Consider the following 15667-nt stretch of genomic DNA (forward strand, 5'->3'; position numbering starts at 1 on the left):
CCGCCCCGCTCCCCCTGGTTGCGTCGAATTCTCAAGCCCTAAGGCTGCGTCAGGCGACCTTCGCCCGCAAGGCTTCCGTGGCCTGTTCGACCAGTTCGGCAATGATTTCAGCCGTCGGCTGCTCGCGCGTGACCATTCCGACGGACTGGCCGGCCATCAGCGAGCCGTTCTCCACGTCGCCGTCCATCACCGCGCGTTTCAGGGCACCCGCCCAGAAATGCTCGATTTCCAGCTGCGCGGCCTTCTGGTCCAGTTCCCCGGCGCGGAAGCGCTCGATGACCTGGCGCTGGGTGTCCATGAACCGTTCCGTCCCCTTGTTGACCAGCGCACGCACCGGAATGACCGGGAAGCGCGGGTCAAGCTGCACGGTGGGCACGGCATCGCGGGCGCTGGCCTTGATGAAGGCCTGCTTGAACTTCTCGTGGGCCACGCATTCGGTGGCGCAGACGAAGCGGGTGCCGATCTGCACCCCCGCCGCCCCCATTTCCAGGTAGCTGACGATGGCCTCGCCCCGGCCGATGCCGCCGGCGACGAACACCGGCACGTCCTTGACCACGGGCAGGATCTCCTGCGCCAGCACGCTGGTGGAGACGGGGCCGATGTGGCCTCCGGCTTCCATGCCCTCGATCACCAGGGCGTCGGCGCCCGAGCGCACCAGCTTTTTCGCCAGCACCAGCGCCGGCGCAAAGCAGATGACGCGCGCGCCGCCGTCCTTGGCCCGCTTGATGGACCTGGCCGACGGCAGGCCGCCGGCCAGCACGACGTGCCCCACCTTGTTGGCGGCGCATACGTCGATCAGCGCGTCCAAATCCGGGTGCATGGTGATGAGGTTGACGCCAAAGGGGCGGTCGGTCAGCGCCTGGGTCCCCTTGATCTCGGCATCCAGCAGGTCCGGCGACATGGAGCCGCAGGCGATGACGCCGAAGCCGCCGGCGTTGGAGATCGCCGCAACCAGGTTGCGCTCCGACACCCACGACATGGCGCCGCCCAAAATGGCGGCCTCGCAGCCGAGGAACTCCCGGCCGCGCTGCCAGAGGCGGTCGAGGCGCATGCGCGCGTCGTCGGTCGTCATCGACCCTGCTCTCCCGTCATCGCCTGCCGCCGCTTACGCCGCGTCCAGGCCGTAGGCCGTGTGCAGGGCGCGCAGGGCCAGCTCGGTGTACTCCTCGGCGACCAGCACCGATACCTTGATCTCGGAGGTGGAGATCACCTGGATGTTGATACCCTTGTCGGCCAGCGCGGTGAACATGGTCTGGGCGACACCGGCGTGGCTGCGCATGCCGACGCCGATGACGGAGATCTTCACCACGTTATCGTCGGCGATGAGGTCCTGGAAGCCCAGTTCCTCCTTCTTTTCCTTCAGGACGGCGACGCAGCGGTCCAGGTCGCCCTTGGCCACCGTGAAGGTCAGGTCGGTCGCCTGGCCCTCGGCGATGTTCTGGACGATCATGTCCACGTTGACGTTGGCGTCGGTGAGCGGGCCGAAGATCTTGGCGGCGACACCGGGGATGTCGGCCACGTCGACCAGGGTGATCTTGGCTTCGTCGCGCGAATACGCGATGCCGCTGACAAGTTCCTTTTCCACGATCTCGTCCTCGTCGCAGACCAATGTACCAGGGGTGTCGGGGGCGAAGGTGGAGCGCACCTGCAGGCGCACCCGGTGCTTCATCGCCATCTCGACGGAGCGGGTCTGGAGAACCTTGGCGCCCTGCGACGCGCTCTCCAGCATTTCTTCGTAGGTAATCTTTTCCAGCTTGCGTGCCTTGGGCACGATGCGCGGGTCGGTGGTGTAGACGCCGTCCACGTCGGTGTAGATGTCGCAGCGGTCGGCGTCCAGCGCCGCCGCCATGGCCACCGCCGAGGTATCGGAGCCGCCGCGGCCGAGCGTGGTGATGCGGTTGTCCGGGCCGATGCCCTGGAAGCCGGCGATCACGGGCACCTGGCCGCCGGCCATGCGTTCGCGCATGAGCGGCGTGTCGATCTCCATGATGCGGGCCTTGGAGTGGGCGTCGTCGGTCTTGATGGGGATCTGCCAGCCCAGCCACGACCGGGCGTTGCAGCCCAGTTCCTGCAGCGCGAGCGACAGGAGGCCCGTCGTCACCTGCTCGCCGGTCGCCACCACGGCGTCATACTCGCGCGAGTCGTGCATGGGCGCGACCTCGCGGCAGTAGCCGACCAGTTTGTTGGTCTCGCCCGACATGGCGGAGACCACCACGGCCACCTCGTTGCCGGCGTCGACCTCTTTCTTGACAAGCTGCGCCACGTTCTTGATGCGCTCGATGTCACCCACCGAGGTGCCGCCGAATTTCATAACGATGCGCGCCATTGGGGAAAGCACCCTTCTTTCTGTCTCTAGTCCACGCCGGAAGCGCTCCGGCCGCGACGATCCGGTTTCGATACCGGCCGCCGGCGCTCGCCGGTTGCCCCGCCGCACGGGCGCGTATACATACTCTGTCCGGGGATGGGAGGCAAGGGAAGCCCCTGTGAGGGGCGCATGACCCGCCTGCCGATCGCCGCCCAACCGCGCCTGTCCATTTACCGGGAGTGCCCTCCATGTCCGCCACCGCAGCCCCGCAGACCTCCACGGCCTCCGCCGAGGAAATGGCGAAGTTCGAGGCCATGGCGGATGCCTGGTGGGACCCCGTCGGCAAATTCAAGCCGCTGCACAAGTTCAACCCGGCGCGCGTCGCCTTCATCCGCGAGAGCCTGGGCGCCCACTTCGGCCGCGACCTGACCAAGGCCCGCCCGTTCGAGGGGCTGACGCTGCTGGACATCGGCTGCGGCGGCGGGTTGCTGTCCGAGCCCATGGCCCGGCTGGGTTTCACCGTGACCGGCCTGGACGCGGTGGAAAAGAACGTCGGCGTGGCACGACTCCACGCGGAGCGCTCGGAGCTTGCCATCGACTACCGCTGCCAGCTGGCCGAGGACGTGCTGGCGCAGGGCGAGCGCTTCGACGCGGTCCTGACCATGGAGGTGGTGGAGCACGTGGCCGACGTGCCGCTGTTCCTGCGCACCTGCGGCAATCTGGTCAAGCCGGGCGGCGCTCTGGTGGGCGCGACGCTCAACCGCACGCTGAAAAGCCTGGCGCTGGCGAAGATCGGCGCGGAATACGTGCTGCGCTGGGTTCCCGCCGGCACCCACGACTGGCGCAAGTTCGTCAAGCCGTCGGAGTTCGCGGCGGGCCTGCGCGAGGGCGGCCTGGTGACCGAGGCCCTGCGCGGCATGACCTTCATGCCGCTGACCGATACGTGGGAGGTCACGGGCGACCTGGACGTCAATTACATGATCTTTGCCACGAAACCCGAGTGACGGTGCGCCGGCGGGGCGTTCAGCCCCGCCAGAAGCGCGGCGACAGCAGCACCAGCACGGTGAAGAACTCCAGCCGCCCCAGCAGCATTCCGGCCGACAACAGCCATTTCGCCGCGTCGGGCAGCGTCGCGAAGTTGCCCGCCGGGCCGATGATGGCGCCAAGCCCCGGACCGACGTTGGACACCGCCGTGGCGGCGCCGGAAATGGCCGTCACCCAGTCCAGGCCCAGCAGGCCCAGCAGCAGGGCGATGCTGCCGACCGTTCCCACGTAGACGAAGAAGAACAACAGAACGGAGACCGCCACCTCGTCGGTGATCGGCGCGTCATTGTAGACGCGCGGCACCACGGCGTTGGGCGACTGCAGCCGCCGCAGTTGGACCGCGAACAGCCGCCATGACACCTGGAAGCGGAAGATCTTGATGCCGCCGGCCGTCGACCCCGTGCAGCCGCCCACGAAGGTCAGCGCGAAGAAGGCCGCCACTGCAAAGGCCCCCCACAGCGTATAGTCGGCCGTGGCATAGCCGGTGGTGGTCACCACGCTGGTGACGTTGAAGGCGGCCAGGGTCAGGGCCTCGAAGGCCGGCACCTTGTCGACGATCACCAGCCACCCCGCCAGAAACGCCGACACCAGCGCCAGGAACGCCAGGAAGGCCCCGACCTGGGCGTCGGTGAACAGCGGCCGGACGCCGTTGCGGACCATCTTCAGGTACAGGACGAACGGCACCGCGCCCGCGATCATGAAGGCCGTGCCGATCCAGTGGACCGCCGGCGTCTGCCAATGCCCCATGGAGGAGTCGGAGGTGGAATAGCCGCCGGTCGATACCGTGGTCATGGCGTGATTGACCGCCTCGAACGGCGTCATGCCGGCCAGCGCGTAAAGCACGCCGCACGTCACCGTCAGCGAGATGTAGGTGACGACGATCAGCAGGCCCAGGTGGCCCACCTTCGCCACCACCTTTTCCGACCGGTCGCTGCTTTCCATGCGGAACAACTGCATGCCGCCGACCCGCAGGAAGGGCAGCAGCACGATCGCCATGACGATGATGCCGATACCGCCCAGCCACTGAAGAACGCTCCGCCACACCAGGATTCCCGGCGGCGCGGTATCCAGTCCCGTCAGGATGGTGGAGCCGGTGGTGGTCAGGCCGGAGATCGCCTCGAAGAAGGCGTCGGTGTAGCTGAGATCCAGGCGCGAGAAGAAGAACGGGACGGCCGAGAACGCCGCCGTTCCGACCCACCCCAGGGCCGTCAGCAGGAATGCCTGCCGCAGGGTCAGCGACAGATCGCGGGTGCGGTTGGTCAACACCAGCAGGCCGCCGACCAGCACGGTGACGCCGGCCCCGACGAAAAAGCCGACCCAGTCGACGTCACCCGCCGCCAGGTCCGCCACGCCGGGAACCACCATCGCGGCGCCGAGTACGGTAACCAGCAGCCCCAGCACATAAAGCACGGGCTGTAGCGTCAATGTCTGCACGGGGATCGTCCTGTAAGGGAAACGGCGCCGGTCAAGCCGGTCAGGACACCGGCCGGCGCCACGGGATCGACGCGAAGGAGACGCCTTCGTCCTTCAACTCCTCGGCCTCTTCCGGCGTCGTCTCGCCGTAGATGCCGCGGGCCTCTGTCTCGCCATAGTGAATTTTCCGGGCTTCTTCGGCGAAGTTGTCGCCCACGTAGTCGCAATGCTTTTCCACCGCGTCCTGCACCTGGCGCAGCACGTCGCTCATGCGGCGGTGGAATTCGGCCACCTTTTCGGAATTGCCGGCGGGGAACTGCGCCGCCTGCTGCGGCACCGGCACGTCGGCGGCAGAGGATACCTGCGCCGCACGCTCCTCCCGCGGCGGACGGGCCGGCCCGTCCTGGCCCTTGCGGCGCGCCAGGCGAGGCGCCATAAGGGCCTTGCGGACGGATCGGTCGCCGCACGTCGGGCACTCCACCGCGCCGGCGTCCGCCATCTTGTCGTAGGCGGCGCTGTCGCGGAACCAGGACTCGAAACGGTGGTCGTTGGCGCAGAGAAGCTCGTAGCGGATCATGGTCATGTTCCCGATAAGCGTGCGTCTGCTTTACCCCAGCCCCCTCGCCGTGACAAGCTTACGCACCTGCAAGACATAGGAGGCATGCAGCATCCATGCACGGAGAGACGCGCCTGAAACCCGCCGCCAGCACGCCGGCCTCGCCCTGGCTGAGGCGCTGGATGCCGCTGGCTCCCGCCGGCGCGACGGTGCTGGATGTCGCCTGCGGCTGGGGCCGGAACCTGCGATGGATGCGCGACGAAGGCTTTCGGGTCACGGGAGTCGACTGGGACATTTGCGCCCTGTCCGACGTGGAAGGGGCGGAGATCATCGAGGCGGACCTGGAGGACGGCTCCCCCTGGCCCCTGCCCGGCCGGACCTTCGACGTGGTGCTGGTCTCGCGCTACCTCTACCGTCCGCTGTTCCCGGTGCTGGAGGAAAGCCTGGCGGACGGAGGCTTGCTGATCTACGAGACCTTCATGCAGGGCAACGAGGCCTACGGCCGCCCCCGCAACCCCGACCACCTGCTGAAGCGCGACGAGTTGCTGACGGCCTTCCCCCGCCTGTCGGTGGTGGCCTTCGAGCAGGGCGAGGTGGAAACCTGCGGCAGCGGCGTGGTTCAGCGCATCGTGCTGAGCAAGGACGCCAGGCCGAGGCGGCTGGATAACACCTGACGGCGCTTGGGCCAGGGCGGCCCGAACCTGCCTTGCGACGCCGACGCGGCCTCCTCCCGATCAGGAGGCGCGGCGGCGACGGCTAAGGGAAACGGCCGCCACCGCGCCAAAGCTGAAGAGTGCCAGGGCGGCAGGCTCGGTGACGCGAAGAACCTGCCCCCTGATCTCGCCGGCGGCGAACGCATCGGTGTGGATGTTGACGTACCAGAGTCCGTCCAGAAGGTGGCCGGCCTGATCGGCGGTGATGACCGTGCTTCCGACCGACGGGCTCGTCAGCCCGCTGATAGAGCCGATGTTCACCTGAACCTGCGCGTTCTCCGTCGGCGCGCCCGGACCGTGGAAGTGCATCGCGAAGATCTCGCCGGTCAAGTTGCTCCAGGTGATCTCCCAGCTCAACAGCAGGGAGTCGGTGTCCAGCGACACGAGCGCAACACCCCTCCCCTCCGTCGCGACCGGCGGAACCTCGTTTTCGCCGGAGAGCGTCGCCCTGAAATCCACGATCGGTCCGGCAACCGCATTCCGGGGCGACGCACCCAGGACTATGAACAGCGCCAGGACCGCCAACGGCAGGATACGGAAGTTCATGGCCGCTCTCCCTCTCGTCGGAGACTGCAGAACGGCAGAAATCATGGCCGAGACGGTTTTTCGCGTCATGGACGCCTTGGGTGTATACGCCGTATCCCCGTCAGCGGGCGCCACCCGGCGCCCGGCCCCCTTGTAACTTAGCATGTGCCGAATCCGGTATGATACCGGTTGCGGTGGCGGACGAGAGACCGACGCCCCTCAGGGACACCAAGCCCGTGTGTGAGCCAGGGTCCTCGTCCGCCGTTCCATCGAACCCGAACAGTCGCTTGGGCCGCTCGAAGCGAAGCCCGCTTGCGCAAGGATGGGATCGGATGGACGCTCTCAACATCGGCATCGACGTCTCGAAGGATCGGTTGGACGTCGCCACCACCTCGCCTTCGATGGCCGCTTTCCATGTTCCGCGCGATCATGGCGGGCTGTCGGATCTGGTCGAGCGATTGAAGCCGCTCGGCGCCGAGCGGATCGCGATCGAGGCCACTGGCGGCTTCGAGACCGTCGTCGCGGCAGCCCTGGCCGCCGCCGGCCTTCCGGTCGTCGTGGTCAATCCGGCGCGCGTGCGTGCCTTCGCCCAAGCCCTTGGGAAACGGGCCAAGACCGATCCGATCGACGCTGCGGTGATCGCTCGTTTCGCCGAAGCCACCAAGCCTGAAGTGCGCCCGCTGCCTGACGCCGAGACCGAGGCGCTGGCCGATCTCGTCGCTCGCAGACGGCAGATCATTGCGATGATCGGTGCGGAGAACCAAAGGCTCAAACGGGCCTCTTCCCGGACGGCCAGGAGCATCAGGCGGCTGCTGAAAGCACTCGAGAAGGAACTCGCCGACATCGACCTGGACATCGACGACAGCATCCGCCGGTCGCCCAGCTGGCTGGAAAAAGTCGAGCTCCTCAAATCCGTTCCCGGCGTCGGCGACCAGATCGCTCGCACCCTGATCGCCGAACTGCCGGAACTCGGCACCCTCGACCGCCGGCAAATCGCCGCTCTGGTCGGCTTGGCGCCGTGGACGCGGCAATCCGGCAAATGGCGTGGCAAGAGCTTCATCGGCGGCGGCCGTGCCGCCGTCCGAACTGCCCTCTACATGGGGGCCCTCGTCGCCGCGCGGCACAATCCCCTGCTCAAGGGGTTTCGGGATCGCCTCGTCGCTCAGGGCAAACCCAAGCTCGTTGCCATCATCGCCGTCGCCCGCAAGCTCATCACAATCCTCAATGCAATCATCCGGGAGGCCCAGCCATGGCGCGAGCAAATCGTTTGACCGGAAAGACAGTCGCTCACACCAAGCTGAACGCCCGATCGTGGGTCAGCGAGGGAACCTTGCCGCGGGCCTTCTCCACCGCGTCGGTGTCCACATCCGCATAGACGATCCCCACCTCTTCCCCCGCGTCCGCCACCACCTCGCCCCAGGGCGCGACGATGAGCGCGTGGCCGTAGGTCTCGCGGCCCTTGTGTTCGCCGGTCTGGGCGGGGGCGAAGACCCAGCAGCCCGTCTCGATGGCGCGCGCCCGCAGCAGCACATGCCAGTGGGCGGCGCCGGTGGGGCGGGTAAAGGCGGAGGGCACCGTCAGGAAATCGGCCCCCGCCTTCGCCAGCGTGCGGTAGAGGTGCGGGAAGCGCAGGTCGTAGCAGATGGTCAGGCCCAACCCGCCCCAGGGCGACTTCACCACCATCGCCTGGTCGCCGGGGCGGAAGGTGCTGGATTCGCGGTAGGCCTCGCCGTTGCCCAGGTCCACGTCGAACATGTGAATCTTATCGTACCGCCCGGCGATGGCGCCCGAGGGGTCGAACATCAGCGTGCGGTTCGCCACCCGGTCGTCGGCCAGCTTCACCGCAATCGTCCCGCCGTGCAGCCACAGGCCCGTCTCCCGCGCCAGGGCGGCGAAGGCGGGCACGGCCGGGTGCTCGGCTTCCGGCAGGGCCTTGGCGAGCGTGTTCTTCCGACCCCACTCCATCATGGTAACGTTTTCCGGCATCAGCACCATGTCCGCGCCGTTTGCCCGCGCCTCCCGCGCCATGGCGCAGGCGGTGTCCAGGTTGGGCGCGATGTCGGGGCCGGCGTTGACCTGCAGGCAGGCGACCTTGAAGGACGGCATGGCGGCGCCCCTCAGGCGCCCAGCATGGCGTCGAGCGCGCCCTTGCGCTCCAGCGCCATCAACTCGTCGCAGCCGCCGACGTGCTCGTTGTCGATGAAGATCTGCGGCACGGTGCGGCCGCCGTGGGCGCGCTTTTCCATTTCCTTGCGGCGCTCGGGCTGCTGCATGACGTCGATTTCCTCGAAGTCGACGCCCTTGCTGGTCAGCAGCTTCTTGGCGCGGACGCAGAAGGGGCAGAAGGCGGAGGAATAGACTTCAACCTTGGCCATGGGGCCTCCTTGTCGATCGGATTGCGTGGGTTCTGCCCGGGTTACGCTTAAGGTAGGGGTTCCGTGTCCGGTTGCCACTCGGGCGAGAGCACGACGCGGGCCAGCGTCACCACGTCCACCGCCGCCGCACCCGCCTGCCGCAGGACCCGCGCGCACTCGCCCACCGTGGCGCCGGTGGTCATCACGTCATCGACCAGCAGCACCACCCGGCCGCCCACCGAGTCGGGATCGGACAGCACAAACGCGCTGCGCACGTTGCGCCGGCGCGCGGCGCGGCCCATGCCCTCCTGCGGCGGGGTCTTGCGGGCGCGCAACAGAAGGTTCGGCGCGAAGCGGCCCGCCGGCACCCCTCCCAGGCGGTCCAGTTGCCGGGCCAGCAGGGCGGCCTGGTTGTAACGCCGCTTCATCAACCGGCCGCGATGCAGGGGCACGGGCGCGATGAGGTCGGCGTCCTCCACCAGCGGCCGGGCGGCGCGCATCATCCAGCGGGCGAAGGCCGGCGCGGAGTCGGTGCGGTCGGCGTGCTTGAACCGCAGGATCAGGTCGCGCGCCACGCCATCGTACTCGAACACCGCCCGCGCCCGGCGCCACGGCGGCGGGGCGTCGATGCAGGCGGCGCACAGGGCGCCCGGCTCCATGGGCAGCTCGAACGGGTCGCCGCAGGAATTGCACACCGGGTCCACCAGGAACTCCACCCCGCCGAAGCACTCCGCGCACAGCGCGCCAGGCTCTGCCACCAACGTCCCGCAGGCGAGGCAGCGGGGCGGCAGCAGGGCGTCGAGGACGGCGCGGGAGGCCGTGCGCAGGGGGCGGAGCGTCGCGGTCATGATCCTTTCCGCATAGCACGATTCGCAGCCTGCCGCCCTTCGCACTTGCCAGCGCCCCCGCGCGATGCCATCTAACGGCGCATGTCCGACCAGATGACAGTCTTCGACAGGGCGACCGTCCGCCGCCACCGCGACCGCGCGGCGGCGGGCCTGGGCGCGTTCGACTTCCTGTTCCGCGAAAGCGCCCACCGCCTGGCCGACCGGCTGGACGACATGACGCGCACCTTTCCCGTGGCCCTGGACCTGGGGTGCCACGGCGGCGAACTGGCGGCCGCGCTGTCGCCCAAGCCGGGGATCGAGACGCTGGTGCAGGCGGACATGTCGCCCGCCATGGCGAAGCGCGCCGGCGGCCTTGCCGTCACCATGGACGAGGAGTTCCTGCCCTTCGCCCAAGGCTCGCTGGACGCCGTGTTGTCGAACCTCAGCCTGCACTGGGTCAACGACCTGCCGGGCGCACTTTTGCAGATCCGCCACGCGCTCAAGCCCGACGGCCTGTTCCTGGCCGGCGTCCTGGGCGGCGAGACCCTGCACGAGCTGCGCCACTGCATGACCCAGGCGGAAGTGGAGATCGAGGGCGGCCTGAGCCCCCGCGTCAGCCCCTTCGCCGACGGGCCGGACCTGGGCAGCCTGCTCCAGCGCGCCGGCTTCGCCCTGCCGGTGGTCGACAGCGAAATCATTGCGGTGCGCTACGAGAACCCGCTCAAGCTGCTGTCGGACCTGCGCGGCATGGGCGAATCCAACGCCGTCGCCGAGCGCCGCAAGGGCTTCATGCGCCGCGCCACGCTCATGCGCGCCATGCAGATGTACGTCGAGGAATTCGGCGGCGACGACGGCCGGGTGCCGGCGACCTTCCACATCATCTGGATGCACGCCTGGGCTCCGCACGAAAGTCAGCAGAAGCCGCTGCGCCCCGGCAGCGCCAGCGCCCGGCTGGCCGATGCGCTGAATTCCGAAGAAATCGGCCTTGGCGTCAAGCCCGGGCGCGACTAGGGTTTGGGAATGCAATTCACAACGCCTCTCATCCGCGGGACGCTGATCAAGCGCTACAAGCGGTTCCTCGCCGACGTCACGCTTGCGGACGGCACGGTCGTCACCGCGCACACCGCCAACTCGGGCAGCATGAAGGGCTGTGCGGAGCCGGGCAGCGCGGTCTGGCTGTCGCCGGCCGACAATCCCAACCGCAAGCTGAAGTACACCTGGGAGATCGTCCAGGTGGACGGCGGCGGGCTGGTCGGCATCAACACCAGTTGGCCCAACGCCCTGGTCGCCGACGCCTGCGCGTCGGGTGTCATTCCCGAACTGTGCGGCTACGACACGGTGCGCCGCGAGGTGAAGTACGGCAAGAACAGCCGCATCGACGTGCTGCTGGAAAAGTCCGAGACCGGCGAAAAGTGCTATGTCGAGGTCAAGAACGTCACGCTGGCCCGCGACGGCCACGCGGAGTTCCCCGATGCCGTCACCGCGCGCGGCGCCAAGCATCTGGTTGAAATGACCGACATGGTGGCCGAGGGCCATCGCGCCGTCATGGTCTACCTGGTGCAGCGCGAGGACTGCCGCGCCTTCCGCGTTGCCGCCGACATCGACCCGGCCTATGAAAAGGCGCTCGCGCTTGCCATGTCGCAAGGGGTGGAGGCGCTGTGCTATGCCTGCACGGTGACGCCCGAGGCCATCACGGTGGCGCGGCCGCTGCCGCTCAACCTGACCCCGGCCGCCGCGCCCGAGCCCGTCTCCGCCTGACCCGACGCCGCCCGCAAACCAGACGATCCCGAACGGACCCTGATCGACCCATGAACCAGACCGCCCGCCACATCGACACCGCCCCGCAGCACGGCCCCGAGGACTTCGAGGCCATGCGCAAGGCCGGCCGCGTGGCCGCCGAAATGCTGGATTACATCACGCCCTTCGTGAAGCCGGGCGTGACCACCGGTGAACTGGACGACCGGCTGGCCAGGCTGGGCGAGGACCTGGGCGTCACCCACGGCCCCATGGGCTATCGCGGGTTCCCCAAGCACATCTGCACGTCGGTGAACCACGTCGTCTGCCACGGCATTCCTGGCGACAAGAAGCTCAAGGACGGCGACATCATCAACATCGACGTCACGCCCATCGTCGATGGCTGGTACGGTGATACCAGCCGCACCTTCTACGTCGGCAAGCCCAGCGTGAAGGCCAAGAAGCTGGTCGAAGTCACCTACGACTGCCTCATGCGCGGGATCGAGGTGGTGCGTCCCGGCGCCCGCCTGGGCGACATCGGCTGGGCCATCCAGGAATACGCGGAAGCGCAGGGCTTTTCGGTGGTGCGCGATTTCTGCGGCCACGGCGTCGGGCGCGTCTTCCACACCAAGCCGAACGTCATGCACTTCGGCAGCCCCGGCGAGGGCGAGGTGATCGAGGAAGGCATGTTCTTCACCATCGAGCCCATGATCAACGCCGGCAAGGCCGCCACCAAGATCCTGCCCGACGGCTGGACCGCGGTAACACGCGACCGCTCCCTTTCCGCCCAGTTCGAGCACACCATCGGCGTGACGGCGGACGGCTGCGAGATCTTCACCCTTTCGCCCAAGGGCTGGCACTGCCCGCCCTACGAAGGCGCCTGAGGCCGGCGGAACCCAAGGGGGGATCATGGGGGACGCCGGGGACGATCGGAACGACGCCGTGGCCGACATGTTCGGCCACGGCCCGCCCGCGTCCGGCGGCTTGGCGGAGGAGCCCGCGTCGCCCCCCGCGCCCGCCGCGAAGGACAACCACAAGCACGGCCACCGCGAACGTTTGCGCGACCGCTTTCTCAAGGGCGGGGCCGAAAGCGTGGCGGATTACGAACTGCTTGAACTGATGCTGTTCGCCGCCATCCCCCGCCGCGACGTCAAGCCCATCGCCAAGGAACTGCTGAAACGGTTCAAGACCGTCGGCAACGTCGTCACCGCCAGGCCCGAGGAGCTGATGCAGGTGGACGGCATCAAGCTGGCCGCCGCGACCGCCCTGAAGTCCGCCGAGGCTGTCGCCGTGCGCATGCTGCGCGACCAGGTGATGGACCGCCCCGTCATTTCCTCGTGGGATTCGCTCATCGACTACTGCACGGCCTCCATGGCCTACCGCGATACCGAACAGTTCCGCATTCTGTTTCTGGACCGCCGCAACCGCCTGATCGCCGACGAACTGCAGCAGAAGGGGACGGTGGACCACACGCCGGTCTACCCGCGCGAGGTGCTGAAGCGGGCGCTGGAGGTTCAGGCCAGCGCCCTGATCCTGGTGCACAATCACCCCAGCGGCGACCCCACGCCCAGCCAGGCCGACATCCAGATGACCCGCACCATCCGTGATGCCGCCAGACCGTTGGGGGTGACGCTGCACGACCACGTCATCGTCGGGCGCGGCAGCTATACATCCCTGAAGGCGCAGGGTTTCATCTGAATCCCCTGGCCCTGCGAAATCCACAAAAACGATGCACGGCAATTGACCAAGCATTCATGAATGGGTAGTAAATGCTTATGCCGTTCGGCTTAACGGCTCGCCGGACGGCCAAAAGGACTACCCCATGCTGGACGCCTATAACACCATCGTTCATATGCTGGAGCGCCTGCACCGGCACTTCCTGGATGTGCTGCGGGCAGAGTTGCGCCGCATGAATGTGAACGACATCAACGCCGTTCAGGCCCTGCTGCTGTCCAACATCGGCGACCAGGACGTGGTGATCCGCGACCTGAAGGACCGGGGCTACTATCACGGCTCCAACGTCAGCTATAACATCAAGAAGCTGACCGAGTTCGGCTACATCCACCAGGAGCGGGCGGAGCACGACCGCCGCGCCACGCAACTGCGCCTGACGGACAAGGGCATGGAACTGTGCCACGCCATCCGCGACCTGCAGAACCGCCTGGCCGAGTCCCTGAACACCGACGCCGGCGCCACCGAGGGTGAACTGCGCAAGGCCGACGAGGTGCTCCAGAAGCTGGAACGCACCTGGACGGACTACATCCGCTACGGCCGCTGAAGCGGTCTCTCCCTAAAGACCGGGCTCCGGCGGCTCCACCTTGATGGTGGAGGCGAACATCTCGTTGTAGCCTTCGTCGGCGACAACCACCTTCGTCTCGCCCGGCTGTTCGGCAAAGATGAACAGCATGCCCGGCTCCTGCGTGCCCACGGTCACCACGCCGGGCACCAGCGAAATGATCGTGCCCGCCGGCTGCGGCAGGCGGATCACCTCCATGTCGCCCACCGTCATCTCCATCACCGGAAGGCGCTCGGCCTGCCGGGGGGCGGCATCGCCGTCGGTCTCCGGCTCCGGGATGACGATGAGGGGCGTGGTGAAGGGGTCGCCGCGCTCGGGCTGTTCGGGCACCTCCGCCGCCGCCGGCAGCGGTGCCGCCGCCATCACGACGGCCGCGAGAGTCGCCGAGCGGATAGACATGCGCATGGTGATCCTTCCCCTTGCGAACCTTTGACGGACCACGCTACTCCAGCGCTCCGGCCGTTGCAACGCGCTACGGTCTGGAGGTGGGCGCCGAAATCTCCTATAACCGCGCCCATCCCGAGTCCTCTGGCGAAAAGCGAGATCCGTCGACATGATTCCCCGCTACACGCGCCCCAAGATGGCCGCCATCTGGGAACCCGAGAACAAGTTCCGCATCTGGTTCGAGATCGAGGCCCACGCCTGCGACGCCCAGGCCAAGCTGGGCGTGGTCCCGGAAGCCGCCGCCAAGGCCGTGTGGGAGCGTGGACAGTTCGAGGTCGCCCGCATCGACGCCATCGAGGCCGAGGTCAAGCACGACGTCATCGCCTTCCTGACCAACCTGGCCGAATACGTCGGCGACGAGGCCCGCTTCGTCCACCAGGGCATGACCAGCTCCGACGTGCTCGACACCTGCCTGAACGTGCAGCTGGTCCAGGCCGCCGACATCCTGCTTGCCGACCTGGACGAGTTGCTGGCCGCGCTCGAAAAGCGCGCGTTCGAGCACAAGATGACCGTCTGCATGGGCCGCAGCCACGGCATCCATGCCGAGCCGGTGACCATGGGCCTGAAGTTCGCCAGCTTCCACGCCGAGTTCCAGCGCAACCGCGAGCGCCTTCTGGCCGCCCGCGAGGACATCGCCACCTGCGCCATCTCCGGCGCCGTCGGCACGTTCGCCAACATCGACCCCTTCGTCGAGGAACACGTCGCGGAGAAGCTGGGCCTGAAGCCCGAGCCGATCTCCACCCAGGTCATTCCGCGTGACCGCCACGCCATGTTCTTCAGCGTGCTGGGCGTCATCGCCTCGTCCATCGAGCGCCTGGCGACCGAGGTCCGCCACCTGCAGCGGACCGAAGTCCGCGAGGCCGAGGAGTTCTTCTCCAAGGGCCAGAAGGGCAGCTCCGCCATGCCGCACAAGCGCAACCCGGTGCTGACCGAGAACCTGACGGGCCTCGCCCGCATGGTGCGCTCCTACGCCCTGCCGGCCATGGAGAACGTCGCGCTGTGGCACGAGCGCGACATCAGCCATTCGTCCGTGGAGCGCTACATCGGCCCCGACGCGACCGTCACGCTGGACTTCGCGCTGGCCCGCCTGACCAACGTCGTCGCCAACCTGGTGGTCTACGAGGACGCCATCGACCGCAACCTCAACCAGATGGGCGGCCTGGTGTTCAGCCAGCGCGTCCTGCTGGCGCTCACCCAGAAGGGCGTGTCGCGCGAAGACAGCTACAGCCTGGTCCAGCGCAACGCCATGAAGGTGTGGAACGGCGAGGGCAACCTTCAGGACCTGTTGAAGACCGACCCCGACGTCTCGGCCAAGATGACCACCGAGGAAATCGACGAGCTGTTCGACCTGGGCTACCACACCAAGCACGTCGACACGATCTTCAAGCGCGTCTTCGGCCGCAGCGAGTAAGGCATGATGCGGGGATCGATACGATCCCCGCCCTTCCTTGATGAG

General features: G+C 67.7%; 18 protein-coding genes. 9 read left to right on the forward strand and 9 right to left on the reverse strand.

Annotated elements, in window-relative coordinates:
- Nucleotides 1–49: 49 nt before the first annotated feature.
- Complete coding sequence (locus LG334_RS16410) at nucleotides 50–1072, reverse strand: NAD(P)H-dependent flavin oxidoreductase (protein WP_404379684.1); 1023 nt, start codon at nucleotides 1070–1072, stop codon at nucleotides 50–52.
- Between the two features lie 33 nt (nucleotides 1073–1105).
- Nucleotides 1106–2326 (reverse strand): aspartate kinase, encoded by a 1221-nt coding sequence (locus tag LG334_RS16415; RefSeq protein ID WP_404379685.1) that lies wholly within the window; start codon nucleotides 2324–2326, stop codon nucleotides 1106–1108.
- A 227-nt stretch (nucleotides 2327–2553) separates the two neighbouring features.
- On the opposite strand from LG334_RS16415, the gene ubiG reads away from it, so the two are divergent.
- Complete coding sequence (gene ubiG, locus LG334_RS16420) at nucleotides 2554–3309, forward strand: bifunctional 2-polyprenyl-6-hydroxyphenol methylase/3-demethylubiquinol 3-O-methyltransferase UbiG (RefSeq protein ID WP_404379687.1); 756 nt, start codon at nucleotides 2554–2556, stop codon at nucleotides 3307–3309.
- A 19-nt stretch (nucleotides 3310–3328) separates the two neighbouring features.
- On the opposite strand, the gene LG334_RS16425 is transcribed toward ubiG, so the two are convergent.
- Both LG334_RS16425 and LG334_RS16430 read right to left on the reverse strand, forming a co-directional pair.
- Nucleotides 3329–4783, reverse strand: coding sequence for a TrkH family potassium uptake protein (locus tag LG334_RS16425; protein ID WP_404379688.1), 1455 nt, complete (start codon nucleotides 4781–4783; stop codon nucleotides 3329–3331).
- Nucleotides 4784–4823: 40 nt separating this feature from the next.
- Nucleotides 4824–5339, reverse strand: coding sequence for a DUF1178 family protein (locus LG334_RS16430; protein ID WP_404379690.1), 516 nt, complete (start codon nucleotides 5337–5339; stop codon nucleotides 4824–4826).
- A 95-nt stretch (nucleotides 5340–5434) separates the two neighbouring features.
- Between LG334_RS16430 and LG334_RS16435 the strand changes: the two genes are divergently transcribed.
- Nucleotides 5435–5992 carry a class I SAM-dependent methyltransferase gene (locus LG334_RS16435; protein ID WP_404379692.1) on the forward strand — a complete coding sequence of 186 codons (558 nt, stop codon included), beginning with the start codon at nucleotides 5435–5437 and terminating at the stop codon, nucleotides 5990–5992.
- Nucleotides 5993–6052: 60 nt separating this feature from the next.
- On the opposite strand, the gene LG334_RS16440 is transcribed toward LG334_RS16435, so the two are convergent.
- A complete protein-coding gene (locus LG334_RS16440; RefSeq protein WP_404379694.1) occupies nucleotides 6053–6577 on the reverse strand; it encodes a CHRD domain-containing protein in 525 nt (174 codons plus the stop codon).
- 311 nt (nucleotides 6578–6888) lie between these two features.
- On the opposite strand from LG334_RS16440, the gene LG334_RS16445 reads away from it, so the two are divergent.
- Entirely contained in the window at nucleotides 6889–7827 is a 939-nt protein-coding gene (locus LG334_RS16445) for an IS110 family transposase (RefSeq protein ID WP_404378827.1), read from the forward strand.
- 16 nt (nucleotides 7828–7843) lie between these two features.
- Here LG334_RS16445 and LG334_RS16450 read toward each other — a convergent pair whose 3' ends face one another.
- The 3 genes from LG334_RS16450 to LG334_RS16460 are packed head-to-tail and all read right to left on the reverse strand — an operon-like array spanning nucleotide 7844 to nucleotide 9758.
- Nucleotides 7844–8662 carry a carbon-nitrogen hydrolase family protein gene (locus LG334_RS16450; RefSeq protein WP_404379695.1) on the reverse strand — a complete coding sequence of 273 codons (819 nt, stop codon included), beginning with the start codon at nucleotides 8660–8662 and terminating at the stop codon, nucleotides 7844–7846.
- Between the two features lie 11 nt (nucleotides 8663–8673).
- On the reverse strand, nucleotides 8674–8931 hold the full coding sequence (grxC, locus tag LG334_RS16455; protein ID WP_404379697.1) for a glutaredoxin 3: 258 nt from the start codon (nucleotides 8929–8931) through the stop codon (nucleotides 8674–8676).
- 47 nt (nucleotides 8932–8978) lie between these two features.
- The gene (locus LG334_RS16460) at nucleotides 8979–9758 is read right to left on the reverse strand and encodes a double zinc ribbon domain-containing protein (RefSeq protein WP_404379698.1); all 780 of its coding nucleotides are present in this window, start codon (nucleotides 9756–9758) and stop codon (nucleotides 8979–8981) included.
- 81 nt (nucleotides 9759–9839) lie between these two features.
- On the opposite strand from LG334_RS16460, the gene LG334_RS16465 reads away from it, so the two are divergent.
- The 5 genes from LG334_RS16465 to LG334_RS16485 all read left to right on the forward strand — a co-directional run bounded on the left by LG334_RS16465 (nucleotide 9840) and on the right by LG334_RS16485 (nucleotide 13749).
- The gene (locus tag LG334_RS16465) at nucleotides 9840–10748 is read left to right on the forward strand and encodes a methyltransferase domain-containing protein (RefSeq protein ID WP_404379700.1); all 909 of its coding nucleotides are present in this window, start codon (nucleotides 9840–9842) and stop codon (nucleotides 10746–10748) included.
- 9 nt (nucleotides 10749–10757) lie between these two features.
- Nucleotides 10758–11495, forward strand: a complete 738-nt coding sequence (sfsA, locus tag LG334_RS16470; protein WP_404379702.1) for a DNA/RNA nuclease SfsA — start codon at nucleotides 10758–10760, stop codon at nucleotides 11493–11495.
- Nucleotides 11496–11545: 50 nt separating this feature from the next.
- Nucleotides 11546–12355: a type I methionyl aminopeptidase gene (gene map / locus LG334_RS16475; RefSeq protein WP_404379703.1), complete on the forward strand. Its 810-nt coding sequence runs from the start codon at nucleotides 11546–11548 to the stop codon at nucleotides 12353–12355.
- Nucleotides 12356–12380: 25 nt separating this feature from the next.
- Entirely contained in the window at nucleotides 12381–13169 is a 789-nt protein-coding gene (gene radC / locus LG334_RS16480; protein WP_404379705.1) for a DNA repair protein RadC, read from the forward strand.
- 124 nt (nucleotides 13170–13293) lie between these two features.
- Entirely contained in the window at nucleotides 13294–13749 is a 456-nt protein-coding gene (locus LG334_RS16485; protein ID WP_404379706.1) for a MarR family winged helix-turn-helix transcriptional regulator, read from the forward strand.
- 12 nt (nucleotides 13750–13761) lie between these two features.
- Here LG334_RS16485 and LG334_RS16490 read toward each other — a convergent pair whose 3' ends face one another.
- Nucleotides 13762–14172, reverse strand: a complete 411-nt coding sequence (locus LG334_RS16490) for a pilus assembly protein N-terminal domain-containing protein (RefSeq protein ID WP_404379708.1) — start codon at nucleotides 14170–14172, stop codon at nucleotides 13762–13764.
- 148 nt (nucleotides 14173–14320) lie between these two features.
- Here LG334_RS16490 and purB point away from each other — a divergent pair, with 148 nt between their 5' ends.
- Nucleotides 14321–15622, forward strand: a complete 1302-nt coding sequence (gene purB / locus LG334_RS16495; RefSeq protein WP_404379710.1) for an adenylosuccinate lyase — start codon at nucleotides 14321–14323, stop codon at nucleotides 15620–15622.
- Nucleotides 15623–15667: the final 45 nt, after the last annotated feature.

Source organism: Caenispirillum salinarum (assembly GCF_044803115.1).
GTDB lineage: Bacteria > Pseudomonadota > Alphaproteobacteria > Rhodospirillales > Rhodospirillaceae > Caenispirillum > Caenispirillum salinarum_A.